General features: G+C 38.2%; 18 protein-coding genes, 1 tRNA gene and 1 pseudogene. 4 read left to right on the top strand and 16 right to left on the bottom strand.

Features of this window, described 5'->3' with window-relative positions:
- Positions 1–140: 140 nt before the first annotated feature.
- On the bottom strand, positions 141–977 hold the full coding sequence (locus ACFIMG_RS02660; protein WP_375620783.1) for a cell envelope integrity EipB family protein: 837 nt from the start codon (positions 975–977) through the stop codon (positions 141–143).
- Between the two features lie 145 nt (positions 978–1,122).
- Between ACFIMG_RS02660 and ACFIMG_RS02655 the strand changes: the two genes are divergently transcribed.
- Both ACFIMG_RS02655 and ACFIMG_RS02650 read left to right on the top strand, forming a co-directional pair.
- A complete protein-coding gene (locus tag ACFIMG_RS02655; protein ID WP_375607219.1) occupies positions 1,123–1,584 on the top strand; it encodes a RidA family protein in 462 nt (153 codons plus the stop codon).
- Positions 1,585–1,718: 134 nt separating this feature from the next.
- On the top strand, positions 1,719–2,141 hold the full coding sequence (locus tag ACFIMG_RS02650) for an HIT family protein (RefSeq protein WP_375678423.1): 423 nt from the start codon (positions 1,719–1,721) through the stop codon (positions 2,139–2,141).
- Positions 2,142–2,148: 7 nt separating this feature from the next.
- On the opposite strand, the gene clpA is transcribed toward ACFIMG_RS02650, so the two are convergent.
- Positions 2,149–4,500: an ATP-dependent Clp protease ATP-binding subunit ClpA gene (gene clpA, locus ACFIMG_RS02645; RefSeq protein WP_375613468.1), complete on the bottom strand. Its 2,352-nt coding sequence runs from the start codon at positions 4,498–4,500 to the stop codon at positions 2,149–2,151.
- A gap of 6 nt (positions 4,501–4,506) precedes the next feature.
- Entirely contained in the window at positions 4,507–4,878 is a 372-nt protein-coding gene (gene clpS / locus ACFIMG_RS02640) for an ATP-dependent Clp protease adapter ClpS (protein ID WP_375612119.1), read from the bottom strand.
- Between the two features lie 234 nt (positions 4,879–5,112).
- On the opposite strand from clpS, the gene ACFIMG_RS02635 reads away from it, so the two are divergent.
- Positions 5,113–6,462: a D-alanyl-D-alanine carboxypeptidase gene (locus ACFIMG_RS02635; protein ID WP_375678424.1), complete on the top strand. Its 1,350-nt coding sequence runs from the start codon at positions 5,113–5,115 to the stop codon at positions 6,460–6,462.
- Between the two features lie 32 nt (positions 6,463–6,494).
- On the top strand, positions 6,495–6,773 hold the full coding sequence (locus ACFIMG_RS02630) for a hypothetical protein (protein WP_375612117.1): 279 nt from the start codon (positions 6,495–6,497) through the stop codon (positions 6,771–6,773).
- A gap of 1,829 nt (positions 6,774–8,602) precedes the next feature.
- Here ACFIMG_RS02630 and ACFIMG_RS02625 read toward each other — a convergent pair.
- From ACFIMG_RS02625 to ACFIMG_RS02565, 13 genes and pseudogenes are all read right to left on the bottom strand, one after another.
- Complete coding sequence (locus tag ACFIMG_RS02625) at positions 8,603–9,994, bottom strand: L-serine ammonia-lyase (RefSeq protein WP_375620780.1); 1,392 nt, start codon at positions 9,992–9,994, stop codon at positions 8,603–8,605.
- A gap of 340 nt (positions 9,995–10,334) precedes the next feature.
- The gene (locus ACFIMG_RS02620) at positions 10,335–11,024 is read right to left on the bottom strand and encodes a nitroreductase (protein WP_375612167.1); all 690 of its coding nucleotides are present in this window, start codon (positions 11,022–11,024) and stop codon (positions 10,335–10,337) included.
- A 236-nt stretch (positions 11,025–11,260) separates the two neighbouring features.
- A complete protein-coding gene (locus tag ACFIMG_RS02615; protein ID WP_375646776.1) occupies positions 11,261–11,434 on the bottom strand; it encodes a hypothetical protein in 174 nt (57 codons plus the stop codon).
- A 714-nt stretch (positions 11,435–12,148) separates the two neighbouring features.
- Complete coding sequence (gene rpoC, locus ACFIMG_RS02610; RefSeq protein WP_375632761.1) at positions 12,149–16,360, bottom strand: DNA-directed RNA polymerase subunit beta'; 4,212 nt, start codon at positions 16,358–16,360, stop codon at positions 12,149–12,151.
- A gap of 172 nt (positions 16,361–16,532) precedes the next feature.
- Positions 16,533–20,681 (bottom strand): DNA-directed RNA polymerase subunit beta, encoded by a 4,149-nt coding sequence (gene rpoB, locus ACFIMG_RS02605; protein ID WP_375678425.1) that lies wholly within the window; start codon positions 20,679–20,681, stop codon positions 16,533–16,535.
- A 291-nt stretch (positions 20,682–20,972) separates the two neighbouring features.
- Complete coding sequence (rplL, locus tag ACFIMG_RS02600; RefSeq protein ID WP_273790654.1) at positions 20,973–21,344, bottom strand: 50S ribosomal protein L7/L12; 372 nt, start codon at positions 21,342–21,344, stop codon at positions 20,973–20,975.
- A gap of 101 nt (positions 21,345–21,445) precedes the next feature.
- A complete protein-coding gene (rplJ, locus tag ACFIMG_RS02595) occupies positions 21,446–21,964 on the bottom strand; it encodes a 50S ribosomal protein L10 (protein ID WP_012755027.1) in 519 nt (172 codons plus the stop codon).
- 353 nt (positions 21,965–22,317) lie between these two features.
- On the bottom strand, positions 22,318–23,022 hold the full coding sequence (gene rplA / locus ACFIMG_RS02590; protein WP_375613460.1) for a 50S ribosomal protein L1: 705 nt from the start codon (positions 23,020–23,022) through the stop codon (positions 22,318–22,320).
- Between the two features lie 4 nt (positions 23,023–23,026).
- A complete protein-coding gene (gene rplK / locus ACFIMG_RS02585) occupies positions 23,027–23,455 on the bottom strand; it encodes a 50S ribosomal protein L11 (protein ID WP_273723157.1) in 429 nt (142 codons plus the stop codon).
- 150 nt (positions 23,456–23,605) lie between these two features.
- Positions 23,606–24,136 (bottom strand): transcription termination/antitermination protein NusG, encoded by a 531-nt coding sequence (gene nusG, locus ACFIMG_RS02580; RefSeq protein ID WP_273790740.1) that lies wholly within the window; start codon positions 24,134–24,136, stop codon positions 23,606–23,608.
- Positions 24,137–24,156: 20 nt separating this feature from the next.
- Positions 24,157–24,369, bottom strand: a complete 213-nt coding sequence (secE, locus tag ACFIMG_RS02575; RefSeq protein ID WP_273790652.1) for a preprotein translocase subunit SecE — start codon at positions 24,367–24,369, stop codon at positions 24,157–24,159.
- Between the two features lie 200 nt (positions 24,370–24,569).
- A tRNA-Trp gene (locus tag ACFIMG_RS02570) sits at positions 24,570–24,645 on the bottom strand.
- 47 nt (positions 24,646–24,692) lie between these two features.
- Positions 24,693–24,761 (bottom strand): annotated as a pseudogene (locus tag ACFIMG_RS02565) (elongation factor Tu); the annotation flags it as partial.

The following is a 24,761-nucleotide window of genomic DNA, read 5'->3' as shown; positions in this document are numbered from 1 at the left end:
CGCGGAAAAAGCAGGAAGACCTGCTACCGGCGGATGCTTGCTAGAAGTTTCTCACAGATCATTTGCAAACACCCAGACTCCGCGTGTGGAATAGCGCAAACATACTAATATTTGATTCTTTTTCAAGTTATTTTCTTTAATCATTTAATATTTGCATTTTCACATTGATTAAGATCTTTTCCAAGTTCCAAGAATTCGAGACTGTTCAATTTTGCACGCACTGAAAAAGTTCCATAATCTATATGAAGATCACGCATGACACCATTCTCATGTAAGAGAAAACTGCTACGATAAACCGGCAAACCATCTTTATTTTCTCCATCATCAAAATAAGAAATTGTAACAGGCCAATATTCTTCTTCATCCAATTTTCTTACTTTTTCCGTTTCGCTATCAGATAAAAGCGTCTTCTTTTCCCCTATGACGATACTTTCTTTTATAACTTTATCTGCTTTATTTGTCCCATCAAATACAGTAACATTGTAAAAATGATCTCCTGCTTTTGCATGGCGGATAATATTTTTTAGTTGCATCATTGGAAATTCAGCCATTGCAAGCTTATACTCTTTTTCCTTTGGCTTTTTTAAGGTAACTGTGATACCATCTTGCGTACGCTCCGCAACCCCCTCGGCACGATGCACAACCTCTTCTCCCTCTTGATCTGTAATATTAAAACGAAATGTACGGCTGTCTCCTGTTTCATAACTCGTCGTCTGTTGATCCGTCAAACGTACTGGCATATCTTCAATGTGAACACGGCTAATGAAACGAAAACGTGTGCTATAGCCTTGGCATGCCGAACCAGTAAGCTCGTAAACCATTCGTCCTGACATCGCAGAAATTGTCATTTCATGAGAAACACTATCGAGATGAAAATCATAAATTGCTCGATGAGGCACAATAAAAATGGGCTCTTCAGCTCTCGCGGTACATAAAAAAACAATATATAAAATTATTATAAATAATGATCTAATCATTCCCAACTTCCGAACTTTATCCCCGTTGCATAACATCATACAATAAGGCAAAAAAGGTTAATTTCTCAATTAACCACACATTTTCTTAAATCAAAAAATAGATTATGCAATGAATATATTATAGAGCAGCTATGGAGTTAAAATTATGACCAATATGATTGAAAAAAACTTAGAAAAATTTGGAATCACTCTTCCTGAAGTAATCTCCCCCCTTGCCAATTACATCACCACTTCACAAAGTGGCAATCAACTCTTTATTTCTGGACAACTCCCTCTTATTAATGGAAAACCAATAGCCATCGGTAAAGTTGGTGCAACTGTGAATACCGAACAAGCCCAAAAAGCATCTGAAGCTTGCGCTCTCAATATTCTCGCGCAACTCAAGGCAACTCTGGGTGACTTAAATAAAATAAAACGTGTGGTCAAAATTACTGTTTTTGTGGCTGTAGATTCTCATTTTACCGATATTCCTTTTGTTGCCAATGGAGCTTCTAATTTATTCGTCAATATCCTTGGTGAAATTGGAAAACACGCCCGTTCTGCTATTGGTGTTGCCTCTCTTCCTATGGATGTTCCTGTAGAAGTTGAAGCCATCATAGAAATCTAAACCTTCATTAAGACAGTGCATTATCCTAAATATAACTGAAGTCAAAATACTTCTTTGTCTTACACTCTGATAAACCTTGCATTTTTTCGTTTTTAAATTAGAATCTTAAACTTACGATAAAAGGAAATATTTGTATGAAACAAGCTTATGACAATAACAATATTTTTGCTAAATTGATTCGCAATGAAATCCCTTCTGTTCGTGTCTACGAAGATGATGATGTTATTGGATTTATGGATATCATGCCACAGGCACCAGGTCATACGCTGGTCATTCCTAAAAAAGGCTCTAGAAACTTACTTGATGCAGATCCTGAAACATTATTTCCTGTTATTAAAGCTGTTCAAAAAATTGCAAATGCTGTCAAAAAAGCCTTTCAAGCAGATGGCATAACTGTCATGCAATTTAATGAAGCAGCTAGTCAACAAACCGTCTATCACCTTCATTTTCATATTATACCACGTATGGAGGGAATAGAGCTTACTCCTCATAATGATATGATAACGTCTCCAGAAATACTTGAAGAGAATGCAAAAAAAATCCGTTCAGCTTTATAACACACTCTTAAGTTGTTGTGCTTTTTTTTCCTACACGTTTTTTTGTAAAGTTTTCCATTTTACTTTTCTTTGAACTTACAGATATATCGGAAGATGAAATTTCTAACTGTAAGCTTTCTTTTTTACCATTTGATTTTTGTGTCAATACGCGAACGGTCCCACCATTGCGTAACTTTCCAAATAAAATTTCATCAGCTAATGGCTTTTTAATATATTCTTGTATAACACGCCCTAATGGGCGTGCTCCCATCTGAGAATCATATCCTTTATTAGAAAGCCATAAAGTTGCAGAAGGGCTTAATTCAAAACAAATTCCCCGATCAGCTAATTGTGCTTCAAGCTGAAAAATAAATTTTTGCACTATCTGATTGATGATTAAATGAGATAACGGTGCAAACGGAATAATTGCATCTAACCGATTACGAAATTCTGGTGTAAATAACCGATTGATTGCTTCTATATCCTCACCATCACGATGTACTTTCCCAAATCCAATAGCTGATTTTGCCATATCTGAAGCACCAGCATTGGTTGTCATAATCAAAATAACATTGCGGAAATCAATTTTCTTACCATTATGGTCTGTTAATCTACCATAATCCATTACCTGCAATAAAATATTAAATAACTCTGGATGCGCTTTCTCAATCTCATCTAGCAATAGAACTGCGTGAGGTTTCTGATCAACCGCATCTGTAAGGAGACCTCCTTGATCAAACCCTATATAACCTGGAGGTGCTCCGATTAAACGTGCTACCGTATGCCGTTCCATATATTCTGACATATCAAAACGCAATAATTCAATGCCTAAAGATGATGCAAGCTGTTTTGCAACTTCAGTTTTTCCTACACCTGTTGGTCCTGAAAATAAATAACTTCCTATTGGTTTATCCGGTTCGCGTAAACCTGCTCGCGCCAATTTTATGGATGAAACTAAGACGGAAATTGCCTGATCTTGACCATAAACAACATGTTTGAGTTCTCTTTCAAGCTTACTCAGTATCTTCTGATCATTCCGGGAAACTGTTTTTGATGGAATTCTTGCAATTGTAGCAACAGTCGCTTCAATTTCTTTAACACCTATACTCTTCTTGCGTTGTTTTTGTGGCAAAAGCTTTTGCGCTGCGCCACTTTCATCAATAATATCAATTGCTTTGTCAGGTAACCTACGATCAATTATATAACGTGAAGATAATTCTACAGATGCCTTCATCGCCTGATCTGTATATTTAATCTGATGAAAATCTTCAAAGTAAGGCTTCATCCCTTGCAAAATCTTAATCGCATCTGTAACAGAAGGTTCATTAATATCAATCTTCTGAAAACGACGCTCTAAAGCACGATCTTGTTCAAAGAATTTGCGATATTCTCTGTAAGTCGTCGAACCAATACATCGCATAGTTCCAGAAGATAACACAGGTTTCAAAAGATTTGCTGCATCCATATTTCCCCCTAATGTCGCTCCTGCTCCAATTAAGGTATGAATTTCATCAATAAATAAAATAGCATCTGGATACAGCTCAAACTCTTTAATAACTTGCTTTAAGCGTTCTTCAAAATCACCGCGATAACGTGTACCTGCAACAAGTCCCCCCATATCAAGAGAAAATATTGTTGCATTTGATAAAACTTCAGGTACTTGCCCATCAACAATGCGTTTTGCCAATCCCTCAATTATAGCGGTTTTCCCCACTCCAGGATCACCAACCAAAAGCGGATTGTTTTTCGACCTTCGACATAAAATCTGAATCATGCGTGAAATTTCTATTTCACGGCCAATTAATAAATCAATTTTTCCATTACGTGCTTTACAATTGAGATCAACACAATAATTCGTTAAAGCACTTGTTCCTCTTTCACCATTATCCGAAATCTGCTGATCTAATTGCTCTTCAAGTCCTTCAAGTAACATGGATAACCCATCATCACGCGTGACACCCTGTGAAATAAAACGTACAGCATCATAGCGTGTCATTCCCATCTCTTGAAGAAAATATGCTGCATGGCTTTCACGTTCAGAAAAAATTGCAACAAGAACATTTGCCCCCGACACTTCATCTTTTCCAGCCGATTGTGCATGAATCACCGCACGTTGGATAACACGCTGGAAAAAAGCTGTAGGCTTTGTATCCTCATCAGCTCTAATCTGTTCATCTAACTCTGAGCGAAGATAATTGGTTAAGCGCTCTCGCAATTCCTCCACATCTACTTGGCAAGCCTGAATAACGGAATTTGCATCGGCATCATCTAACAGCGCAAGTAGAAGATGCTCTAATGTTGCATATTCATGCCGTGCTTGAGTAGCAATTGTTAATGCACGATGTAAAACCTCTTCAAGACTAGGTGTAAAAGATGGCATAGCTCCTCACTTCCATTCCATTACACATTGTAACGGATGTTCATTTTGACGCGCACATTCTCTCACTTGTAATATTTTCATTTCAGCGACTTCATAAGTGTAAGTCCCACATTCTCCTATCCCATTGTGATGAACATTTAACATTATCCGCGTTGCCTCTTCGAAACTTTTTTTAAAAAAGTTCTTCAAAACGAAAACAACAAAATCCATAGGTGTGTAATCATCATTAAGCAAAAAAACTCGACATAATTTAGGTTTTTCGAGTTTTTCTCTAGCCTTAGGCATTATAACCGCACCATGCCTACCTTCATCCCAATTCTTGCCCTTTTCATTATGCATAATATGAGCTATAGAGTTTATTATGAGCATCTGTCCCATTATCGTTTTCCATGCAGCACATTTTTATTAATTTTAAATTCTTTCGTAACTATTGCAATACCTGTTTGTATTAGAAAAAAATTTCCCTCTATGGTTAGACTTCAATCACTCACTCATAAAATAACTTCTGTAAACAAATTAGTAATACCATTCGTCTAAACTGCATCAATAAATTACAGAAAAGGAAGCTTTATAGAAGTTTTTTAGGATAAATGGAGAAATAGGATACTGCAAGTGTATATTAATTATCAAAAAATTATGCGCTACTGTAAAACAATAGCAATTTCTTTTGTTATGTTAGCTTTTTCTTACTGTTGGGCATCCGCCACACCTCAAGGCGCCTATCCTGATAAGTATGCGGCTATTGTTATAGATGCTACTACGGGAAAAACTCTATTTCAAGCCAATGCAACACTGAAACGTTATCCTGCTTCTTTAACAAAAATGATGACATTGTACTTACTCTTTGAAGCTATGCAGATGCGTCGTGTGACACCAAATACACCAATTCCTGTTTCACATTATGCAGCAATGCGTCCACCGACAAAAATTGGATTTAAAGCAGGCCAAACAATTTCTGCAGAATCAGCAGCTAAAGCACTCATTACAAGATCCGCAAATGATGTTGCTGCTGCCATTGCAGAATATCTTGGAGGTAGTGAAAAAAAATTCGCTCAAATGATGACCGTAAAAGCTCGTAAACTTGGCATGAAACATACACATTTTGCAAATGCTTCAGGACTTCCGGATATGCACAATTATTCTACAGCACGAGATATAGCGACTTTGTCATTAGCTTTACGTAAACATTTTCCCAAACAATATAAATTGTTCAAAACAAAAAGTTTTAATTTCCGTGGACATAAAATTAACAGCCACAATAAACTTGTTAAAATAATGAAAGGTGTCGATGGAATTAAAACAGGCTACACACAAATGTCAGGTTCTAATTTAGCAACTTCGATGCGTCTTGAGGGGCGCTCTATTGTCGCTGTTGTTATGGGAGGTAAATCATCTACTGCACGTGACGAGCATATGGCTAGCTTATTGAATCAATATTTGCCCAAAGCAAGCCAAATGAAAAGTGGTGAACGTTTAGTAGCTTCTGTACGCTATCACTTACCCACTGGGGCCAATACTCCTATACCGACCATTAAAGCTGATTCAAGTAATTTTGACGATGAAATTTCGACTATGTTGACAGCATTTTCAGAACAACCTAAAAACTCCAATATCGCAATAACGGCTGTCAATAAGGTAATTATACCAATACCGAATCCTCAAAAAACTATACCGGCTGAGACTCATAAAATTGTAACAGTCTCTTTGTCCGAAAATGCCGGATGGGCTATCCAAATTGGTTCTCTTCCTAGTGAAGAACAAGCAAAAACTCTACTTTTAAAAGCAAAAAATACAGCTTTTTCCACTTTAAAGAACGCATCTTCACATATGCAACTGTTTGAAAAAAATGGGCAGCGTTATTACCGAGCGCGCTTTACAGGGTTTCAATCAAAAAAAGCTGCATTTGATGCTTGTTCTACATTAAAGAAAGCAAATTTTAACTGCTATACTGTAGCCTACTAAAAATTTTTGAATTCTGCATTAAGGATAGTATTATGACAGATAATGCTTTTGCTTCATTCCATAAAAAAGAAGTTTTATTGAAGCAATCATCCCTCCTTTCATTGCGTTCTCTTCACGATGCTGCCGCAAAACTTACTGGTTTAAAATATAATTCGACTGCATTAGATACACAGTCTCTTGTTAACCTTCTCATTTGCCAAACAATGCGCAACCGTCGTCTCATAATGCCTCCTGTACGCATTCATTTACGCGTTGCGAGCCAAACTGGTAATGTGCCTATTAAAATTCGTTTAGGAGCAACAAATATTTAATTCTACAGATCCTCTCTAAAAAATTATTTTATTATTAACCATTATCTAAAGCCTTAGAAAACCTTTTGATAAACATACTTTTTTCTTAAATTGTTGAATTTTTCTGACAGCTTTTCCAACTATCCAATATCTCTAAGCTTTCAATAAAAACATTGTTAAGGACATAAAAATACCCAATATTTTTCCATTTTTGGATTTAATATAAAAAATTATCCTTGATATCTTTCTGGAAAAAATGAATAGCTTCATTAGATGAAAGCTTCTCATTTGAGGGATTATTGTAAAAGTTCAATAAAGAAAGTCCCTCTTAATAACGCTCCCTATACAACATAAACGCTGTAAAAAAACAATCTCACTCCTCTTACTTGTATTTATGTCAACAGGCACAGCAAATTGGAAAATACAAATACTATCGATGAAAAAACGTAAACAAATTATCAGATTAAATATTATGATAACGATTTCCATAAGATTTTAATTTATAATTATAATTTATTTTTTGCATATTGAACAAGAGAGTTTCGTAAAATACTCTTATTTTACTTCTTATATTGAATCAGTCAAAATCGCTCGCTTGCTCATCACGAGCAAAATTGACATATAAAGCATTTACAAAAGGAATCAAAGTATCCCTTATGAATCATTTCAAGTACTAGGATCTTTTGTAACATTGAAAGTTGAAAAAAAGGATGATAGTGCTGGTTTTCTCCCTTTATAAATAAAGATGCTAATACTCTATAGATTTTATACCATTCATAGAAAACTTACATTATATTATTCATATGCAAGATACTGATTTATAAAGATAATTAATTATTTTGTATGTTAGATGAGAATCTCGAATATCGTAAGATTCTCTCATTTAAAATCTGTTTATGTTGAATCAATCAAAACCGTCTCTTGCATGTTATGAGCGAGATTAGTGTGTAGCGTGAAACTGTACCAAAAAGACTAAAAATGCCTATAATGAACCGTTTCAAATGCCAAGTGCTTTAGTCCCTCTGTACAGAGGGGGGGCTCTGGTAAAGTGTGTAACCGTACCAGCGTACTTCTTTTTATTAAGCATAAAGATAGAGACAGCTCAATGGATTTACCGTTATATCATTCACAGGTGCCATCGCGAAATGAGCTTGGGGGGCCCTGAGAGATATTTTTTTAAAACGAACTCATGAACGCGTAACACGATAATGTTCTATCGTGTGCATTTTATTCTCATGAGAATTTTTATAAATATTTCCTAATGTATACGTTATTATTTATTTTAATTTTTTTGTCGGTACAAAATTTATAAATAAAAAAGATATTTACAATATATCTCTTAATTATTGTAAATTAGTGTTTTTTTTCAAGGCATTTTTTACCATACTAGGTAGAAAAAACTTCACTTTTAAAAAATTAAAACCTTTAAAACTCTACTTTCTTCATCATAATGATTCAGACTTAAAACAAATTTTCCTTGGATACTCAGGCATAATCTTCCATTACTTAAAAGATATATGGCTATGGAAACTTTTTAAAGCCATAAAACCCAGCTAAAAATAATGGCAGATTGATCACTAATTTTACTTTACGCTTTCTTATTTTTTCCAAATTACACTTTTTCCCCACTTTAGAGACAAATCAAACAGATGTACAACACTCTCCCCTCCAAGCTTGCATGCAACACCTATTATTCGTTAAGAAAACACTGAATCATCTCAGATTTATTTCAAACTACTGCTGCATTAAAGTGGAATTTTGATTTATAAGGAACAAAAAACATAAGCTTTATTAGGAAATACGATCTCTCTCCAAAAAGTCCAGTTATGGATTGAAAAATGTTCCAGCTCTTAACAAGATATCGCATTGACTGCAAGACCACCTTTACTTGTCTCTTTATAGCGTTCACTCATATCATGACCAGTCTGGCGCATTGTTTCTATACAAGCATCAAGAGAAACAAAATGATCTCCATTACCATATAATGCAAGAGAAGAAGCCGTTACCGCCTTAACAGCTCCCATTGCATTACGCTCAATACAAGGCACTTGTACAAGACCAGCAACAGGATCACATGTCATTCCCAAGTGATGTTCAAGCGCAATTTCTGCCGCATTTTCAATTTGAGCTGGTGTTCCACCTAACGCTGCGGTCAACCCTGCTGCGGCCATTGAAGATGCCGTTCCAACTTCACCTTGACACCCAACTTCTGCACCAGAAATAGAGGCATTATGTTTAATAACACCACCTATAGCTGCTGCCGTTAATAGAAAATTATGTATTCCCTCTCGATCTGAATCATCATTAAACTGAAGATAATAACGCAAAACGGCTGGGACGACACCGGCTGCTCCATTTGTTGGTGCTGTAACAACACGACCACCTGCTGCATTTTCCTCATTGACTGCTATAGCATATACCGAAAGCCAATCATTTGCCCAAAGTGGATAATTGTAATTTTTCTTTTGTTTTTCCAAAAGCGTTTCATGCAGCTTTTTAGCGCGCCTTAAAACACGCAATCCACCAGGCAACTCACCTTCTTGTGAAAGACCTCTATCAATGCAATTTGTCATCGCTGAAAAAATTTCATCAAGCCCTACATCAAGAGAAGAACGCTCTATCTTTGTTTCTTCATTTAAGCGCTTCATTTCAGCAATTGAAAGTCCTGATTTTTCTGCCATTGATAACATTGTACAAGCAGAATCGAATGGATATGGTACCTCAAATGCTTCTGGTTGTATATTATCATTCATATGGCTTAATTCATCCTCAGTCACAACAAAGCCACCACCGATAGAATAATAAATCTGCCGCAACAGAACATTCCCATCAGTATCAAGTCCTTCAAAGGCTAGTCCATTTGTATGTCCAGGGAGGATTTGCTTTCGTTCAAAAATAAGATCACGTTGCACATCAAACTGATAAGCGGGATGACCTTCTGGTTGCACTTTTTTTTCACGTATAACTTTTTCTAACAAAAACCCCATGCTATCAGGATCAACAGTAGAAGCTTTTTCTCCTAAAAGTCCTAATATGATAGCTCTATCTGTTGCATGACCAATACCCGTGAAAGCTAAAGAACCATAAAGATAAACACGTATACGAGAAACTTGAACATCAGACGACTGAGAAAAATCTCCTATCTTTTGCAAAAACATATTAGCAGCTGTCATTGGTCCCATCGTATGTGAGCTAGAAGGACCAATCCCAATTTTAAAAAGTTCAAAAACAGATAGAAACACGTATCACCTTAAACTATAGTACAGCTTGAGCATATATGCTTTTTCATAACGTTTCTTCCGTTTAAAATCAAATTGCGAGATAAACTAAAAAAATGACAACAATAAACACGAATGTCGCTCGTCTTGCTACCACCCAACACTTTCTTTCTATAGTGTTTTCCATTAGCCAACCTTTAAAACGGACAATGCCCCTAGAGTCACCACTCCCAATGTTCCAAACGTAGTAAAATAAGTGTTAATATGCAATATTAAAATTCAATAAGGATGAGAAATCTTATCGGAAATATTTTTCATAATGCACTAAGTTCTTCAAAACATATGCTTAATTGTATAAAATATTTTATGGGTATGTTTCAATGAAACGTACAAATTTTTCTAACGATTCTCGTTCTGTCTCAAAATTGTTTTCTGGAGCACTCATATCGCGATAACCAAGTGCCATACCACAGATAATATGGCGATCAGAAGGAATAGATAAAAGCGTACGAATCTGTTTATGATAATCAGCAAAAGCAGCTTGAGGACAGGTATCTAATCCAAATCCACGTGCAGCTAACATAATGGTCTGCATAAACATACCCAAATCAAGCCAACTCCCCATTTCCATGTCGTGATCCATTGTAAATAAGAGTCCTACAGGTGCATCAAAAAATAAAAAATTTCGCGCCTTTTGATGAAGTATTTTTTCTTCATCACCTTTTTGAATTCCAAGACTCTGATAAAGATCCAAACCAACTTTTCGACGCCTTGAAATATAAGGCTCACGCCACTGACGTGGATAATAACTATATTCACGCTCTCCTTTTACACCTGAAAGCACAAGTTGTGAAAGCTCTTGCCCTACTTTCTGTAATACACTTCCTGTAAGCACAATTACTTGCCATGGCTGAATATTTGTTCCAGATGGTGCACGTGCTGCAAGTTTTAAGATTTCTTTGATTGTTTCCAAACTAACTGGCTGATCAGTAAAAGCGCGAATTGACTTTCGTGACAATATAGATTGAAAAACACTCATAGGAGAAACTGTCATTGTTTTTACTTTCTTTATGAAAAATAGTTTTTTCTTATCAAGAATAATATACTGCGAAAATACCTTTGCAGCTTTTTCAAACACTCTATTTCTTTAAATGACTTACACATTTCACGCAGTGGTAAATATTCCCCTTAGAGATGGTATAATCTATCTCTTTTAAGAGAAAGAAATTAGTCTAAAAGAAGACAAAATAAATTTATAATCAATGACTACCCCCCAACTCCGCTAAGCTCTCAAAAAAAACTCTCTTCAATTCGTTCTAAATCCTGTAGAAGATCATCAACATCATGCTGCATCTGCTTTAAATCAGTTCGTTTTTTATGAATTCCTGCAATTAATTTCTTAAGCTTTTTCTCATCATCAGGTGGTTTTCCAACCATTGTCAACATATCAGATATTTCAGACAACGAAAATTTTACTCTGTTAGCATACAGGATTTGTTTTAACTTATGACGATCCGTTTATGTATAAAGCCGTGTACTTCCACACCGAAAAGGGATAAGAAGTCCCTCTTCTTCATAGCAAAGTTCGAGCTATTATTGAAAACTCACGTGTTAATTTTCCAATTGAATAATATTCGTACATTTTATTATTCTGTCTGCATAGATCACATTGTTATAAGAAATATGTCTATTTTTTATAAAACTTAGTGAGCACCTTAATCTCTACTTTTCTGCATTCTAATTTAGAAGAAAATACATTCACAAACATTGTATAGTAGAGAATCAATTATTTTTAGATTACAGAAAGACTATTGATCTTTCATTATAAATCCTTTTAAATCTCTATAGAAGATATCAATCAAAAATTTTCCTAAAGTTTAAAATCAATCATTATTTGATTTGTAGATAATCAACTCTTTTCCTTGAATCTGATTTTTGAGTTTCACATATTTTGGAAAAATTCTATACTGCTTTTAGAAATTAAGAAACTTTAAAATAAAGTAACAAAAAAGATAAGCATCATTACAAAATAATAAGCTACTAAAGATGTTTAAAATAACTATCGCCTTATAATTTTTGATATTTTTCAAGAAAATATACAACTTCTGCATTTCGAAATAAAAAAACGTCTGAACTTTCTATTCAGACGTTTTTATATTATGTGATGTTGTATTTAAATTATTCAGCAACGGCCCCGGTTGTCATATTTGTCAACATAGCCTTAGCCACTTCGTTATTACTAGACTTACGCTGCTCATCTACAATCAAATCATCACGAACTGCAGCAATACGACGGATTTGAGAAATTGTACCACCCGTACCTGCTGGAATAAGACGACCGACAATAACGTTCTCTTTAAGTCCTTGCAAAGTATCAATTTTACCAGAAACTGCTGCTTCAGTAAGAACACGTGTTGTTTCCTGAAACGATGCCGCCGAAATGAAAGAAGGTGTTTGAAGAGAAGCTTTTGTAATTCCAAGAAGAATGGGATTACCAGATGCAGGTTTCTTCCCTTCTGCAATCAAATTATCATTGATTTCATCAAGTTCAATACGATCAACATTATCACCTGGAATATAACCAGAATCTCCAGATTCAGTAATTTCAACTTTTTGCAACATTTGACGAACAATCACTTCAATGTGCTTATCATTAATAAGAACTCCCTGCAAACGATAAACCTCCTGAATCTCATTAACAAGATAAGATGCCAAAGCTTCAACCCCCTTAATCGCCAAGATGTCATGAGGTGCTGGATTACCATCAAGGATATAATCTCCCTTTTCAATTTGATCGCCTTCTTGGAAGTGGAACAACTTACCTTTTGGAATCAAGTATTCTACTGCCTCAAGAGTTTCATCATTTGGTTCAATAATGATACGACGTTTATTCTTATAACCACGGCCAAATCGAATTGTACCACTAACTTCAGCAATAATCGCATGATCCTTTGGACGACGCGCTTCAAAAAGCTCAGCCACACGAGGAAGACCACCCGTAATATCTTTCGTCTTGGCACTTTCCATTGGCAAACGAGCAATAACATCACCAGCCTTAACATGAGCACCAAGCTCAACAGAAAGAATAGTTTCCACTGACATCATATAACGGGCTTCACCTCCCTTATACAATTTAGCAATGGATTCACCTTCTTTATCCGTGTGAATAATAATAGCTGGTTTAAGATCCGCACCACGTGGATTAGCGCGCCAATCAATCACCAAGCGCTTCGTAATACCCGTAGATTCATCAGCTGTTTCAGTGACAGATAAACCATCAATCATATCTTCAAAACCCACATAGCCTTCAACTTCCGTTAAAATTGGACGTGTATAAGGATCCCATTCTGCTATACGTTGGCCACGTTTAACCACATCACCATCATCAACAAAAATATGAGCACCATAGCTAACACGATGTACAACGCGCTCTTTTCCTAACTCATCCTTGATAAGGATAGCCATATTACGCCCCATAACAACCAAATGGCCTTCAGAATTACGAACTACATTACGATTACGAATTTCCACCTTACCTTCATAAGATGCCTCTAAATACGATGAATCAACAACCTGCGCAGTTCCTCCTAAGTGAAAAGTACGCATAGTAAGCTGTGTTCCCGGCTCACCAATGGATTGAGCAGCAATAACACCAACGGCTTCTCCCTGATTAACAGGTGTTCCACGCGCCAAATCACGACCATAGCATTTTGCACAAACACCAAGACGTGTTTCACATGTTAATGCAGAACGAATTTGAACAGATTGAATCCCAGCTGCCTCAATCTTCGCGACATCAGCTTCCTCAATCATTGCTCCACCTTCAAGGATAACCTCTCCAGAGACAGGATGTAGAATATCAACAAGCGCTGTACGACCAAGAATTCTTTGCCCAAGGGAGGCAACAATTTGTCCTGCATCAACAATCGGCTGCATGGTAAGCCCTTTTGCGGTACCACAATCAACTGCTGAAATAATAGCATCCTGTGCAACATCAACAAGACGCCGTGTTAAATAACCAGAGTTCGCCGTCTTTAACGCAGTATCAGCAAGTCCTTTACGTGCACCATGCGTGGAATTGAAGTATTCATTAACAGTTAGACCTTCTTTAAAATTTGAAATAATGGGTGTTTCAATAATTTCACCCGATGGTTTTGCCATTAATCCACGCATACCGGCCAATTGTCTCATCTGGTTAGCAGAACCACGAGCCCCAGAGTGCGACATCATATAGATAGAATTCATCGGCCGTTGACGACCTGTTTTAGGATCAAAATCCACAGCTTGAATACGTTTCATCATTTCATCTGCGACGCGATCTGTACATTTACCCCAAGCATCTACAACCTTATTGTATTTTTCACCTTGTGTAATCAAACCATCATTATATTGCTGTTCGTACTCCTTAGCCAAAGCTTCTGTTTCTGCGACTAAACGCGACTTACTATCAGGAATAACCATATCGTCCTTACCGAATGAAATTCCTGCACGACAAGCATAAGAAAAGCCAAGCTGCATAATACGGTCACAAAAAATAACCGTCTCTTTTTGTCCACAGTGCCGATAAACATGATCAATCATTTTAGAAATGTTCTTTTTTGTCATCTCTTGATTGACAATATCAAATGAGATATCCGCACTTCTTGGCAAAAGCTCACCGATAATCAAACGACCAGGTGTCGTATCATAAAGTTTAGAGACTTCTTTTCCATCCTTCCCCATATTCTTAACACGGCCTTTAATCTTCGTATGAAGCGTTATAACCTTATTTTCCAAGGCATAATGAAGCTCACCTATATCAGAAAAGGCCATTCCTTCACCTGGTTCTTTTTCAGAAACAATTGAAAGATAATAAAGACCAAGAACCATATCCTGTGAGGGAACAATAATGGGAGCACCATTGGCCGGATGAAGAATATTATTGGTGGACATCATCAAAACACGGGCTTCAAGTTGTGCTTCAAGAGAAAGCGGAACATGAACCGCCATCTGATCACCATCAAAATCCGCATTAAAAGCAGTACACACCAATGGATGTAGCTGTATAGCTTTTCCCTCAATCAAGATAGGCTCAAAAGCTTGAATTCCCAAACGGTGCAATGTTGGTGCACGATTGAGCAAAACAGGGTGTTCACGAATAACCTCATCCAAGATATCCCAAACTTCTGGATGTTCTTTTTCAACAAGCTTCTTTGCCTGCTTTACCGTTGATGAATAGCCTTTTGCATCAAGCCGCGCATAAATAAAAGGCTTAAATAATTCAAGAGCCATTTTTTTGGGAAGACCACATTGATGCAATTTTAATTCAGGACCCGTCACGATAACAGAACGCCCCGAGTAATCAACACGCTTCCCAAGTAAGTTCTGACGAAAACGCCCTTGCTTGCCCTTCAACATATCTGATAAAGACTTAAGAGGACGTTTATTGGCTCCAGTAATCACACGCCCACGCCGTCCATTATCAAACAATGCATCAACAGCTTCTTGTACCATACGCTTTTCATTGCGTACGATAATTCCAGGAGCACGCAATTCAATCAGCCGTTTCAAGCGGTTATTACGATTAATAACACGCCGATAAAGATCATTCAGATCTGATGTCGCAAAACGCCCACCATCAAGCGGAACCAATGGACGCAAGTCCGGTGGAATAACCGGAATTGTTTTCATAATCATCCACTCTGGCTTATTTCCAGATTCAAGAAAATTTTCAACGATTTTAAGTCGTTTAATCAATTTTTTCTGCTTTAACTCTGAAGTTGTTTCAGCTAATTCAAGACGCAAATCATTAGCGATTTTATCTAACTCCATACTAGCTAAAAGCTCGTAAATAGCTTCAGCGCCAATCATAGCTGTAAACTGATCTTCTCCAAATTCATCAATAGCAAGCATATATTCTTCTTCAGAAAGAAGCTGATGGAGCTTAAGAGATGTTAACCCTGGTTCGGTTACAATATAATTCTCAAAATAAAGAACCCGTTCAATATCTTTTAAAGTTAAATCTAAAAGTGTAGAAATACGGCCTGGTAATGATTTAAGAAACCATATATGCGCAACGGGTGCCGCAAGTTCAATATGCCCCATACGCTCACGACGTACGCGCGAAAGAGTAACCTCTACACCACATTTTTCACAAATAATGCCCTTATACTTCATGCGTTTATATTTGCCACATAGACATTCATAGTCCTTAATAGGGCCAAATATACGTGCACAAAAAAGACCATCACGTTCTGGTTTAAAAGTCCGATAATTAATAGTCTCAGGCTTCTTAATCTCACCATACGACCAGGACAAAATTTTCTCAGGACTCGCAATAGAAATACGAATAGAGTCAAATGTCTGCGCTGGCGCTTGAGGATTGAAAAGATTCATGACCTCGTGGTTCATGCTGTTCTCCTTCAAAGATTCTTAGAACCTGTTGTAATATCTCATTTATTTTATAACAGATCTTCTTTAAAATACATTTACTTTTAAAAATGACCTGTATAGCCTTAATAAGGTTATTGAGCCTCTTAAAGTAATAAGAGCGCAGCCTTTTTCTAGTGCGCTCCTTGAATTATTATTCTGCCGTATCAGACAATGCCCGCTGTGCAATAAGTTCACGCGCATCATCAAGCTCCACATTAAGAGCAAGTGAGCGCATTTCTTTTACCAACACATTAAAGCTTTCGGGTATACCTGCCTCAAATGTATCATCACCACGCACAATTGCCTCATAGACTTTTGTTCGACCAGCCACATCATCTGATTTTACTGTTAGCATCTCCTGCAAAGTGTATGCAGCACCATAAGCTTCAAGCGCCCATACCTCCATTTCACCAAAACGCTGACCACCAAATTGTGCCTTACCTCCTAATGGCTGCTGCGTAACAAGTGAATAGGGACCAATAGAACGCGCATGAATCTTATCATCAACAAGGTGATGCAATTTCAACATGTAAATATATCCCACCGTTACTGGACGATCAAAAGGCTCCCCAGTACGACCATCATAAAGCGTAACCTGCCCTGAACTATCTAAGCCTGCGTCTTCCAGCATCATGTTAATATCAGACTCATGTGCTCCATCAAAAACAGGCGTTGCAATTGAAACCCCTTTCTTCATCTGCAATGCCAATTTGTAAAGGCTTTCATTATCATACTGACGAACTGGTTCATTATGATTATCATCAGGCATAAGATTTTCAATACGCTGACGCAACGGCAATATATCCCCAGTCTCTTGATATAACTCTAACAAAGCACCAATCTTCTTGCCCATCCCCGCACATGCCCAACCAAGATGCGTTTCAAGAATTTGTCCAACATTCATACGACTAGGCACACCCAGCGGATTCAAGACGATATCAGCATGGGTCCCATCTTCAAGAAATGGCATATCTTCTACGGGAAGAATACGTGAAACAACACCCTTATTCCCGTGACGTCCCGCCATCTTGTCACCTGGTTGGATTTTGCGCTTCACAGCCACAAAAACTTTCACCATTTTCATGACACCAGGAGGCATTTCATCACCTCTTTGGACCTTTTCAACCTTATCCATAAAGCGACGTTGTAATGCTTCTTTTGATTCATCATATTGCTTGCGCAAAGCTTCAATTTCATTTTGAAGCTTTTCATCCTCAACAGCAAATTGCCACCACTGGGATCGCGGATAATGCCCCATTACTGTACTATCAAGCTTTTTACTACCCGAAAAGCCTTTCGGACCTTCTACAGCAACTTTATCTGTCAACATATCGGTGAGGCGCGCATAAACATTGCGATCAAGAATAGACTGTTCATCATCACGGTCTTTTGCTAAACGCTCAATTTCTTCACGCTCAATTGCCATCGCACGTTCATCTTTTTCCACGCCATGGCGATTAAAAACGCGAACTTCAACAACAGTACCAAAAGTCCCAGGAGGCATACGCATAGAAGTATCACGAACATCGGATGCCTTTTCCCCAAAAATTGCACGCAGAAGCTTTTCTTCCGGCGTCATGGGACTTTCACCTTTCGGGGTAATCTTTCCAACTAAAATATCACCTGGTTGAACTTCAGCACCAATATAAATAATGCCAGCTTCATCAAGATTTCTTAACGCTTCTTCCGCAACATTAGGAATGTCGCGCGTAATTTCCTCAGGTCCAAGTTTTGTATCGCGTGCCGCAACTTCAAATTCCTCGATATGAATTGAAGTAAACACATCATCAGCAACAATGCGCTCGGATAACAAAATAGAATCTTCATAATTGTATCCATTCCAAGGCATAAAGGCTACGAGAACATTCCGCCCAAGAGCCAAATCACCAAGATCCGTGGATGGACCATCTGCAATGATATCACCTTTCTCTACCCTATCACCGACATGTACAAGAGGACGCTGATTAATACAAGTGGACTGATTAGAACGCTGAAATTTCTGTAAGCGGTAAATATCAACGCCTGATTTTGAAGGATCTAAATCTTCTGTTGCACGGATAACAATACGGGTAGCATCGACTTGATCAACAACACCACTACGTTTTGCACTCACAGCAGCTCCTGAATCGCGCGCAACAATAGATTCCATTCCCGTCCCAACAAATGGCGCTTCAGCGCGTACAAGAGGAACTGCTTGACGCTGCATGTTCGATCCCATAAGCGCACGATTCGCATCATCATTTTCCAAAAAAGGAATAAGCGCTGCTGCAACTGAAACCAACTGTTTTGGTGAAACATCCATCAAATCAACATGATCACGCGGCGCCATTAAAACTTCACCAGCATGACGGCAAACAACAAACTCTTCTATAAAACGACCTTCGTTATCTAATGAAGAATTAGCCTGAGCGACATAATGCTTTGCTTCTTCCATCGCTGAAAGATAAATAACTTCTTTTGTGACTTTTCCATCAATAATTTTTCGATATGGGCTTTCAATAAAGCCATATTTGTTAACTCGCGCAAATGTTGCTAAGGAGTTAATCAGACCAATATTGGGGCCTTCTGGTGTTTCAATCGGACAAATACGACCATAATGCGTAGGATGTACGTCACGGACTTCAAAACCCGCACGTTCACGAGTCAAACCACCTGGACCAAGAGCAGAAAGACGGCGCTTATGGGTAATTTCTGACAATGGATTGGTTTGATCCATAAACTGCGACAATTGTGAAGACCCAAAAAATTCACGGACTGCTGCTGCCGCAGGCTTTGCATTGATCAAATCCTGTGGCATAACCGTATCAATTTCAACCGATGACATACGCTCTTTTATCGCACGTTCCATACGAAGAAGACCAATGCGATATTGATTTTCCATCAACTCCCCAACGGAACGAACGCGACGGTTGCCAAGATTATCAATATCATCAATTTCACCACGTCCATCACGCAATTCAACCAACATCTTAACAACAGCAAGAATATCCTCTTGGCGTAAAATGCGAACTGTGTCTGGACAATCAAGATCCATACGTAAATTCATCTTAACACGCCCGACAGCTGAAAGATCATAACGCTCTGGATCAAAAAACAATGAATGGAACATTGCTTCTGCTGTATCGATTGTTGGAGGTTCACCTGGACGCATCACCCGGTAAATATCAAATAACGCATCCTGCCGACTTTCATTTTTATCCACCTTCAAAGTATTGCGGATGTAAGCGCCAATATTCATGTGATCAATATCAAGAATATTGACTTGATCAGCACTAACATCGAGCAGAACTTTTAATACTTTTTCGTCAATTTCATCACCAGCTTCAAGGTAGATTTCACCTGTTTCGTAATTGACGATATCTTCGGCTAGATAACAACCTAATAAATCATCTTCACTAACTTTAACCGCTTTAAGTCCTTTTTCTACCAAAGACTTCGCAGTACGAACTGTTAATTTTTTACCAGCCTCCGCAACGACTTCACCACTATCTGCATCTATAAGGTCAGAAATGAGCTTCATTCCTTTAAAGCGATCCACAGAATAAGGAACTCGCCATCCTTCTCCATCACGCTCATAAGTCACTTTATCATAAAACGTCGATAAAATATCCGACGCATCCATACCTAATGCCATCAAAAGACTAGTAACAGGAATCTTGCGCCGTCGATCAATACGCGCATAAATGATGTCCTTAGCATCAAACTCAATATCAAGCCAAGAACCACGATACGGAATAACACGAGCAGCAAAAAGAAGCTTTCCTGATGAATGGGACTTTCCTTTATCATGGTCAAAAAAGACACCAGGAGAACGATGCATCTGAGAAACAATAACACGCTCCGTACCATTAACAATAAAGGTACCATTCGTCGTCATTAAAGGCATATCGCCCATATAAACGCCTTGCTCTTTAATGTCTTTGATATCTTTGGAGCCAGTATCCTCATCAACATCAAAAACAATCAAACGCAATATGACCTTTAATGGGGCAGCATAAGTTAAATCACGTTGACGGCACTCTTCAACATCAAATTTTGGTAAATCAAATTCATAACCTACAAACTCAAGCATAGCTGTACCGGAAAAATCTGAAATAGGAAAAACCGATTTAAAAACAGCTTGCAAACCTTCATCTGGTCGCCCACCTTTCGGTTCCTCAACCATGAGAAATTGATCGTATGAGGCTTTTTGAACCTCAATAAGATTCGGCATTTCTGCTACTTCAGGAATCTTACCAAAAAATTTCCGTACGCGCTTACGACCATTGAATTGAGACATCATTGCGTGAGTCTGAGCCATCGTCGCTCCTTGATCTTTACTCTTCAAGGTAGACCAACCTTGAAAGCCTTATACCATTAACCTGCATATGCAGACCAGTTCACTTGACACTCAATAATGAGCATCATTAACTTTCCCCACCAACATAAGCCATTTATCTCTTTGGCTCTATGATGAGAAGGGGTAAGTAATCCAAACCTATCCCATTCCTGTTACGAAACCATTGGGAAAAGTTTTTTACTCATTATTTTCCCTCTTTGTATTAAGAGAAAGAAAATCGGCGAACATAAATGCCCGCCGATAAAATTAAATTTACTTAAGTTCCACCTTAGCACCGGCAGCTTCAAGTTGAGATTTAATTTTTTCTGCTTCTTCTTTAGAAGCAGCCTCTTTAATAGGCTTAGGTGCACCTTCAACCAGATCTTTAGCTTCTTTAAGACCAAGTCCAGTAAGAGCACGAACTTCCTTAATAACATTAATTTTTTGTGCGCCACCTTCAACAAGAATAACATCAAATTCTGTTTTTTCTTCAGCAGCTGGAGCAGCAGCACCAGCAACAGCAGCGACAGCTACAGGAGCAGCAGCCGAAACTCCCCACTTTTCTTCAAGTAACTTAGAAAGCTCAGCGGCTTCCAAAAGGGTTAGATTAGAAAGGTCTTCTACGATCTTCTCTAGATCAGCCATTTTTAAATTCCTTCAATTAAAAGATTTGAACCATTATTAAATCTTATTCAAAAAAACAGAAAAGCATTAAAGCTCTTCCATAAACGTGAATACAAACAGCCTTAAGCCGCCTTATCCTCCTGAGCATATGCTCCAATGACACGTGCAACCTGACCAGCAGGGGCATTAACAACCTGTGCAATACGGGTCGCAGGGGTAGAAATCATACCCACAAGTTTTGCACGCAACTCGTTTAATGAAGGCAATGAAGCCAATGACTTCACAGCATCTACAGTTAAACTTGTTGCACCCATTGAACCGCCAAGTATGACAAATTTGTCATTGCTTTTCGCAAAATCAACAGCAACTTTCGGTGCTGTGATTGGATCTTCTGAATAAGCAATAAGTGTTTGTCCAGTAAACAAACCCACTATCGATTCAGATTCCGTGCCCTGAAGAGCGATTTTAGCAAGACGGTTTTTGGCGACCTTAACGGCACCGCCAGCTTCACCCATTTTCGAACGCAGATCATTCATCTGTGAAACTGTCAGACCGGAATAATGTGCAACAACAACAGAACCAGACTTCCGAAAAGCCTCGTTAAGCCATGTAACAAATTCGCGTTTTTCCGCTCTATTCACTGTCTCTCTCCATTTAACAGATTTGCTTAAAACAAACCTGTTGGTTACCTTTGATAACATAAAATACTTCATGTCACCGATGAGGATCCTGTCCCCTTTTTCACGCACAGCGTTCAAAGGCAACCTTGGCTCAAACCCTTTAAGTCTTTAACTCTCAGTTTTTACCCCAGTCTCATGCAGGTTTTTTTGATTAAGATACTTAAAAGCATCACCTACAATCTCGGACAGGATATTCCGGAATTTCTCCCGGTACAACCTAAGCCCTATAAAGCTTAGATAGCGAGCTGATCAAAATCAGCATTTTAAATACAATTTTGATATTCCCATACCCCAAAACAAAATTATAAATCAGCTTATACTAGCTCTGAACGAACCGTTGCTGGATCAACTTTAACACCAATTCCCATAGTCGACGAAACAGCAACGCGCTTAATATACTCACCTTTTGCACCTTGCGGTTTGGCTTTAATAACTGCACTTGCAAAGGCTTTTATATTTTCTACGATTTTTTCAACACCAAAAGAAGCCTTACCAATACCAGCATGCACAATACCAGCTTTTTCCACACGAAACTCAACAGCACCACCTTTAGAAGCTTTGACAGCACCGGCGACATCAAGTGTTACAGTACCAACTTTCGGATTCGGCATCAAACTCCGTGGACCAAGAATCTTACCAAGACGACCAACAAGAGGCATCATGTCTGGCGTTGCAATACAACGATCAAAATCTATAGTCCCTCTATTAACGCTTTCAAATAAATCTTCGGCACCCACAATATCAGCTCCTGCCGCCTTAGCTTCCTCAGCCTTATCCCCACGAGCAAAAACGGCAACACGAATATTTCTCCCTGTTCCATTAGGCAAATGAGCAACGCCTCGAACCATTTGATCAGCATGACGAGGATCAACACCCAAGTTCATTGAAATTTCGATTGTTTCATCAAACTTAGCAACGGCACGCTCCTTAACCATTGAAACGGCATCTTTTAAAGCGTAGAGTTCATTAAAATCAATATCTTTTCGGATATTTTTTATTCTTTTTGCTACTTTTGCCATAATATTAGCCCACCACTTCCAAGCCCATCGAGCGAGCAGAACCTTCAACCATACGCATTGCTGCCTCAATGTCATTCGCATTAAGATCTTTCATCTTTGATTCCGCAATCGAACGAATTTTATCGCGAGAAATGCTTCCTACAGACACTTTACCAGGCTCTTTTGAGCCAGATTTCAGGTTTGCTTCTTTCTTTAAAAAGAATGATACAGGAGGCGTCTTGAGAGAAAAGGTGAAAGACTTATCTTGGTAATACGTAATAACAACTGGAATCGGTGCCCCCTTTTCCATTTCTTGTGTCGCTGCATTAAACGCCTTACAAAATTCCATGATATTAATACCACGCTGCCCAAGAGCTGGACCAATTGGTGGAGATGGAGTAGCAGCTCCTGCAGGAACCTGCAACTTAAGCTGACCTATACTTTTTTTTGCCATAACAATCTGCCTTTAATTTCACTGGTATACTGACAATTCATCTTGCCCGTTACCCGCTTGCAGTCACGTGGTTCGGATCATTAAGCCGACAAAAGCTATAAATCACCTCCCACTCCTTCCTTAAAGTAATTAAAACTACTCTAAGTTTAATCAGAGTTTTTCAACCTGACCAAATTCCAAATCAACAGGCGTAGGACGCCCAAAAATAAGCACTTCAACCTTAAGACGAGAGCGCTCTTCTTCAACCTCTTGAACAATTCCATTAAACGAAACAAAAGGACCATCAGCAACGCGAACTTGCTCTCCAACCTCAAACAATACAGAGGACTTTGGAGACTCAACCCTTTCCTGAACTTGTTTGAGAATTTGCTCAACCTCTCGATCAGAAATAGGAACAGGACGCGCATCCGACCCTAAAAAACCTGTCACTTTAGGCGTATTCTTAATAAGATGATAAACTTCATCTGTTAACTCAGCACGAACAAGAACATAACCAGGAAAAAATTTTCGCTCAGTATCAACTTTGCGTCCACGACGAACCTCTACAACACGCTCTGTTGGAACAAAAATCTTTTCAAAAAGATGATCAAGTCCCTTTTGCTTTGCCTCCTTATCAATAGCTTCCGCTACTTTCTTTTCAAAATTTGAATATGCCTGAACAATATACCAACGAGCTGCCACAGTCACACTTCCTTACATTCTCAACTAAAAAGATATTTCAGAAGATCAATAACCCGCCAAACACCAAAATGCATAACCTGATCCACAATAAAAAAGAAAGCTGAAGCCAATGCAGTTACCAACAAAACCATAATAGTAGAAATAACCGTCTCACGACGTGTAGGCCATTTCACTTTAATTGTTTCTGCATAAACCTGCTTCAAAAAGGTAATCGGATTGGTTTTAGATGCCATCGTCACACTATACTCTCTCTAGTCCTATTGTGTTTTATAGAATAAAATAAACAGGAAAAAAACGCAAAAGCCAACTTTCAGACTTATGCAATTTCCTTACTTTCTATTCAATACCGTTTCACACACAAAAAAACAAGCCCCATATCAAAAAAAGCGAAAAAGGCAGCAAAATCCACTCCCTTATATGTAAAATCTCCCTTTGGCAGGGGCAGCAGGACTTGAACCCGCGACCTGCGGTTTTGGAGACCGCCGCTCTACCAACTGAGCTATACCCCTAACTCTCAAAACTAAAACACTTTTAACACCCCTTTAACAAGCATTATTTATTCAATGATCTTAGAGACGATACCGGCACCAACAGTACGACCACCTTCACGAATAGCAAAACGAAG

It is taken from the genome of Bartonella sp. AP11XZML, from assembly GCF_042196445.1.
GTDB lineage: Bacteria > Pseudomonadota > Alphaproteobacteria > Rhizobiales > Rhizobiaceae > Bartonella.
The sequence above is the reverse complement of the archived record's forward strand: the minus strand, read 5'-3'. Positions and strand labels throughout refer to the sequence as shown.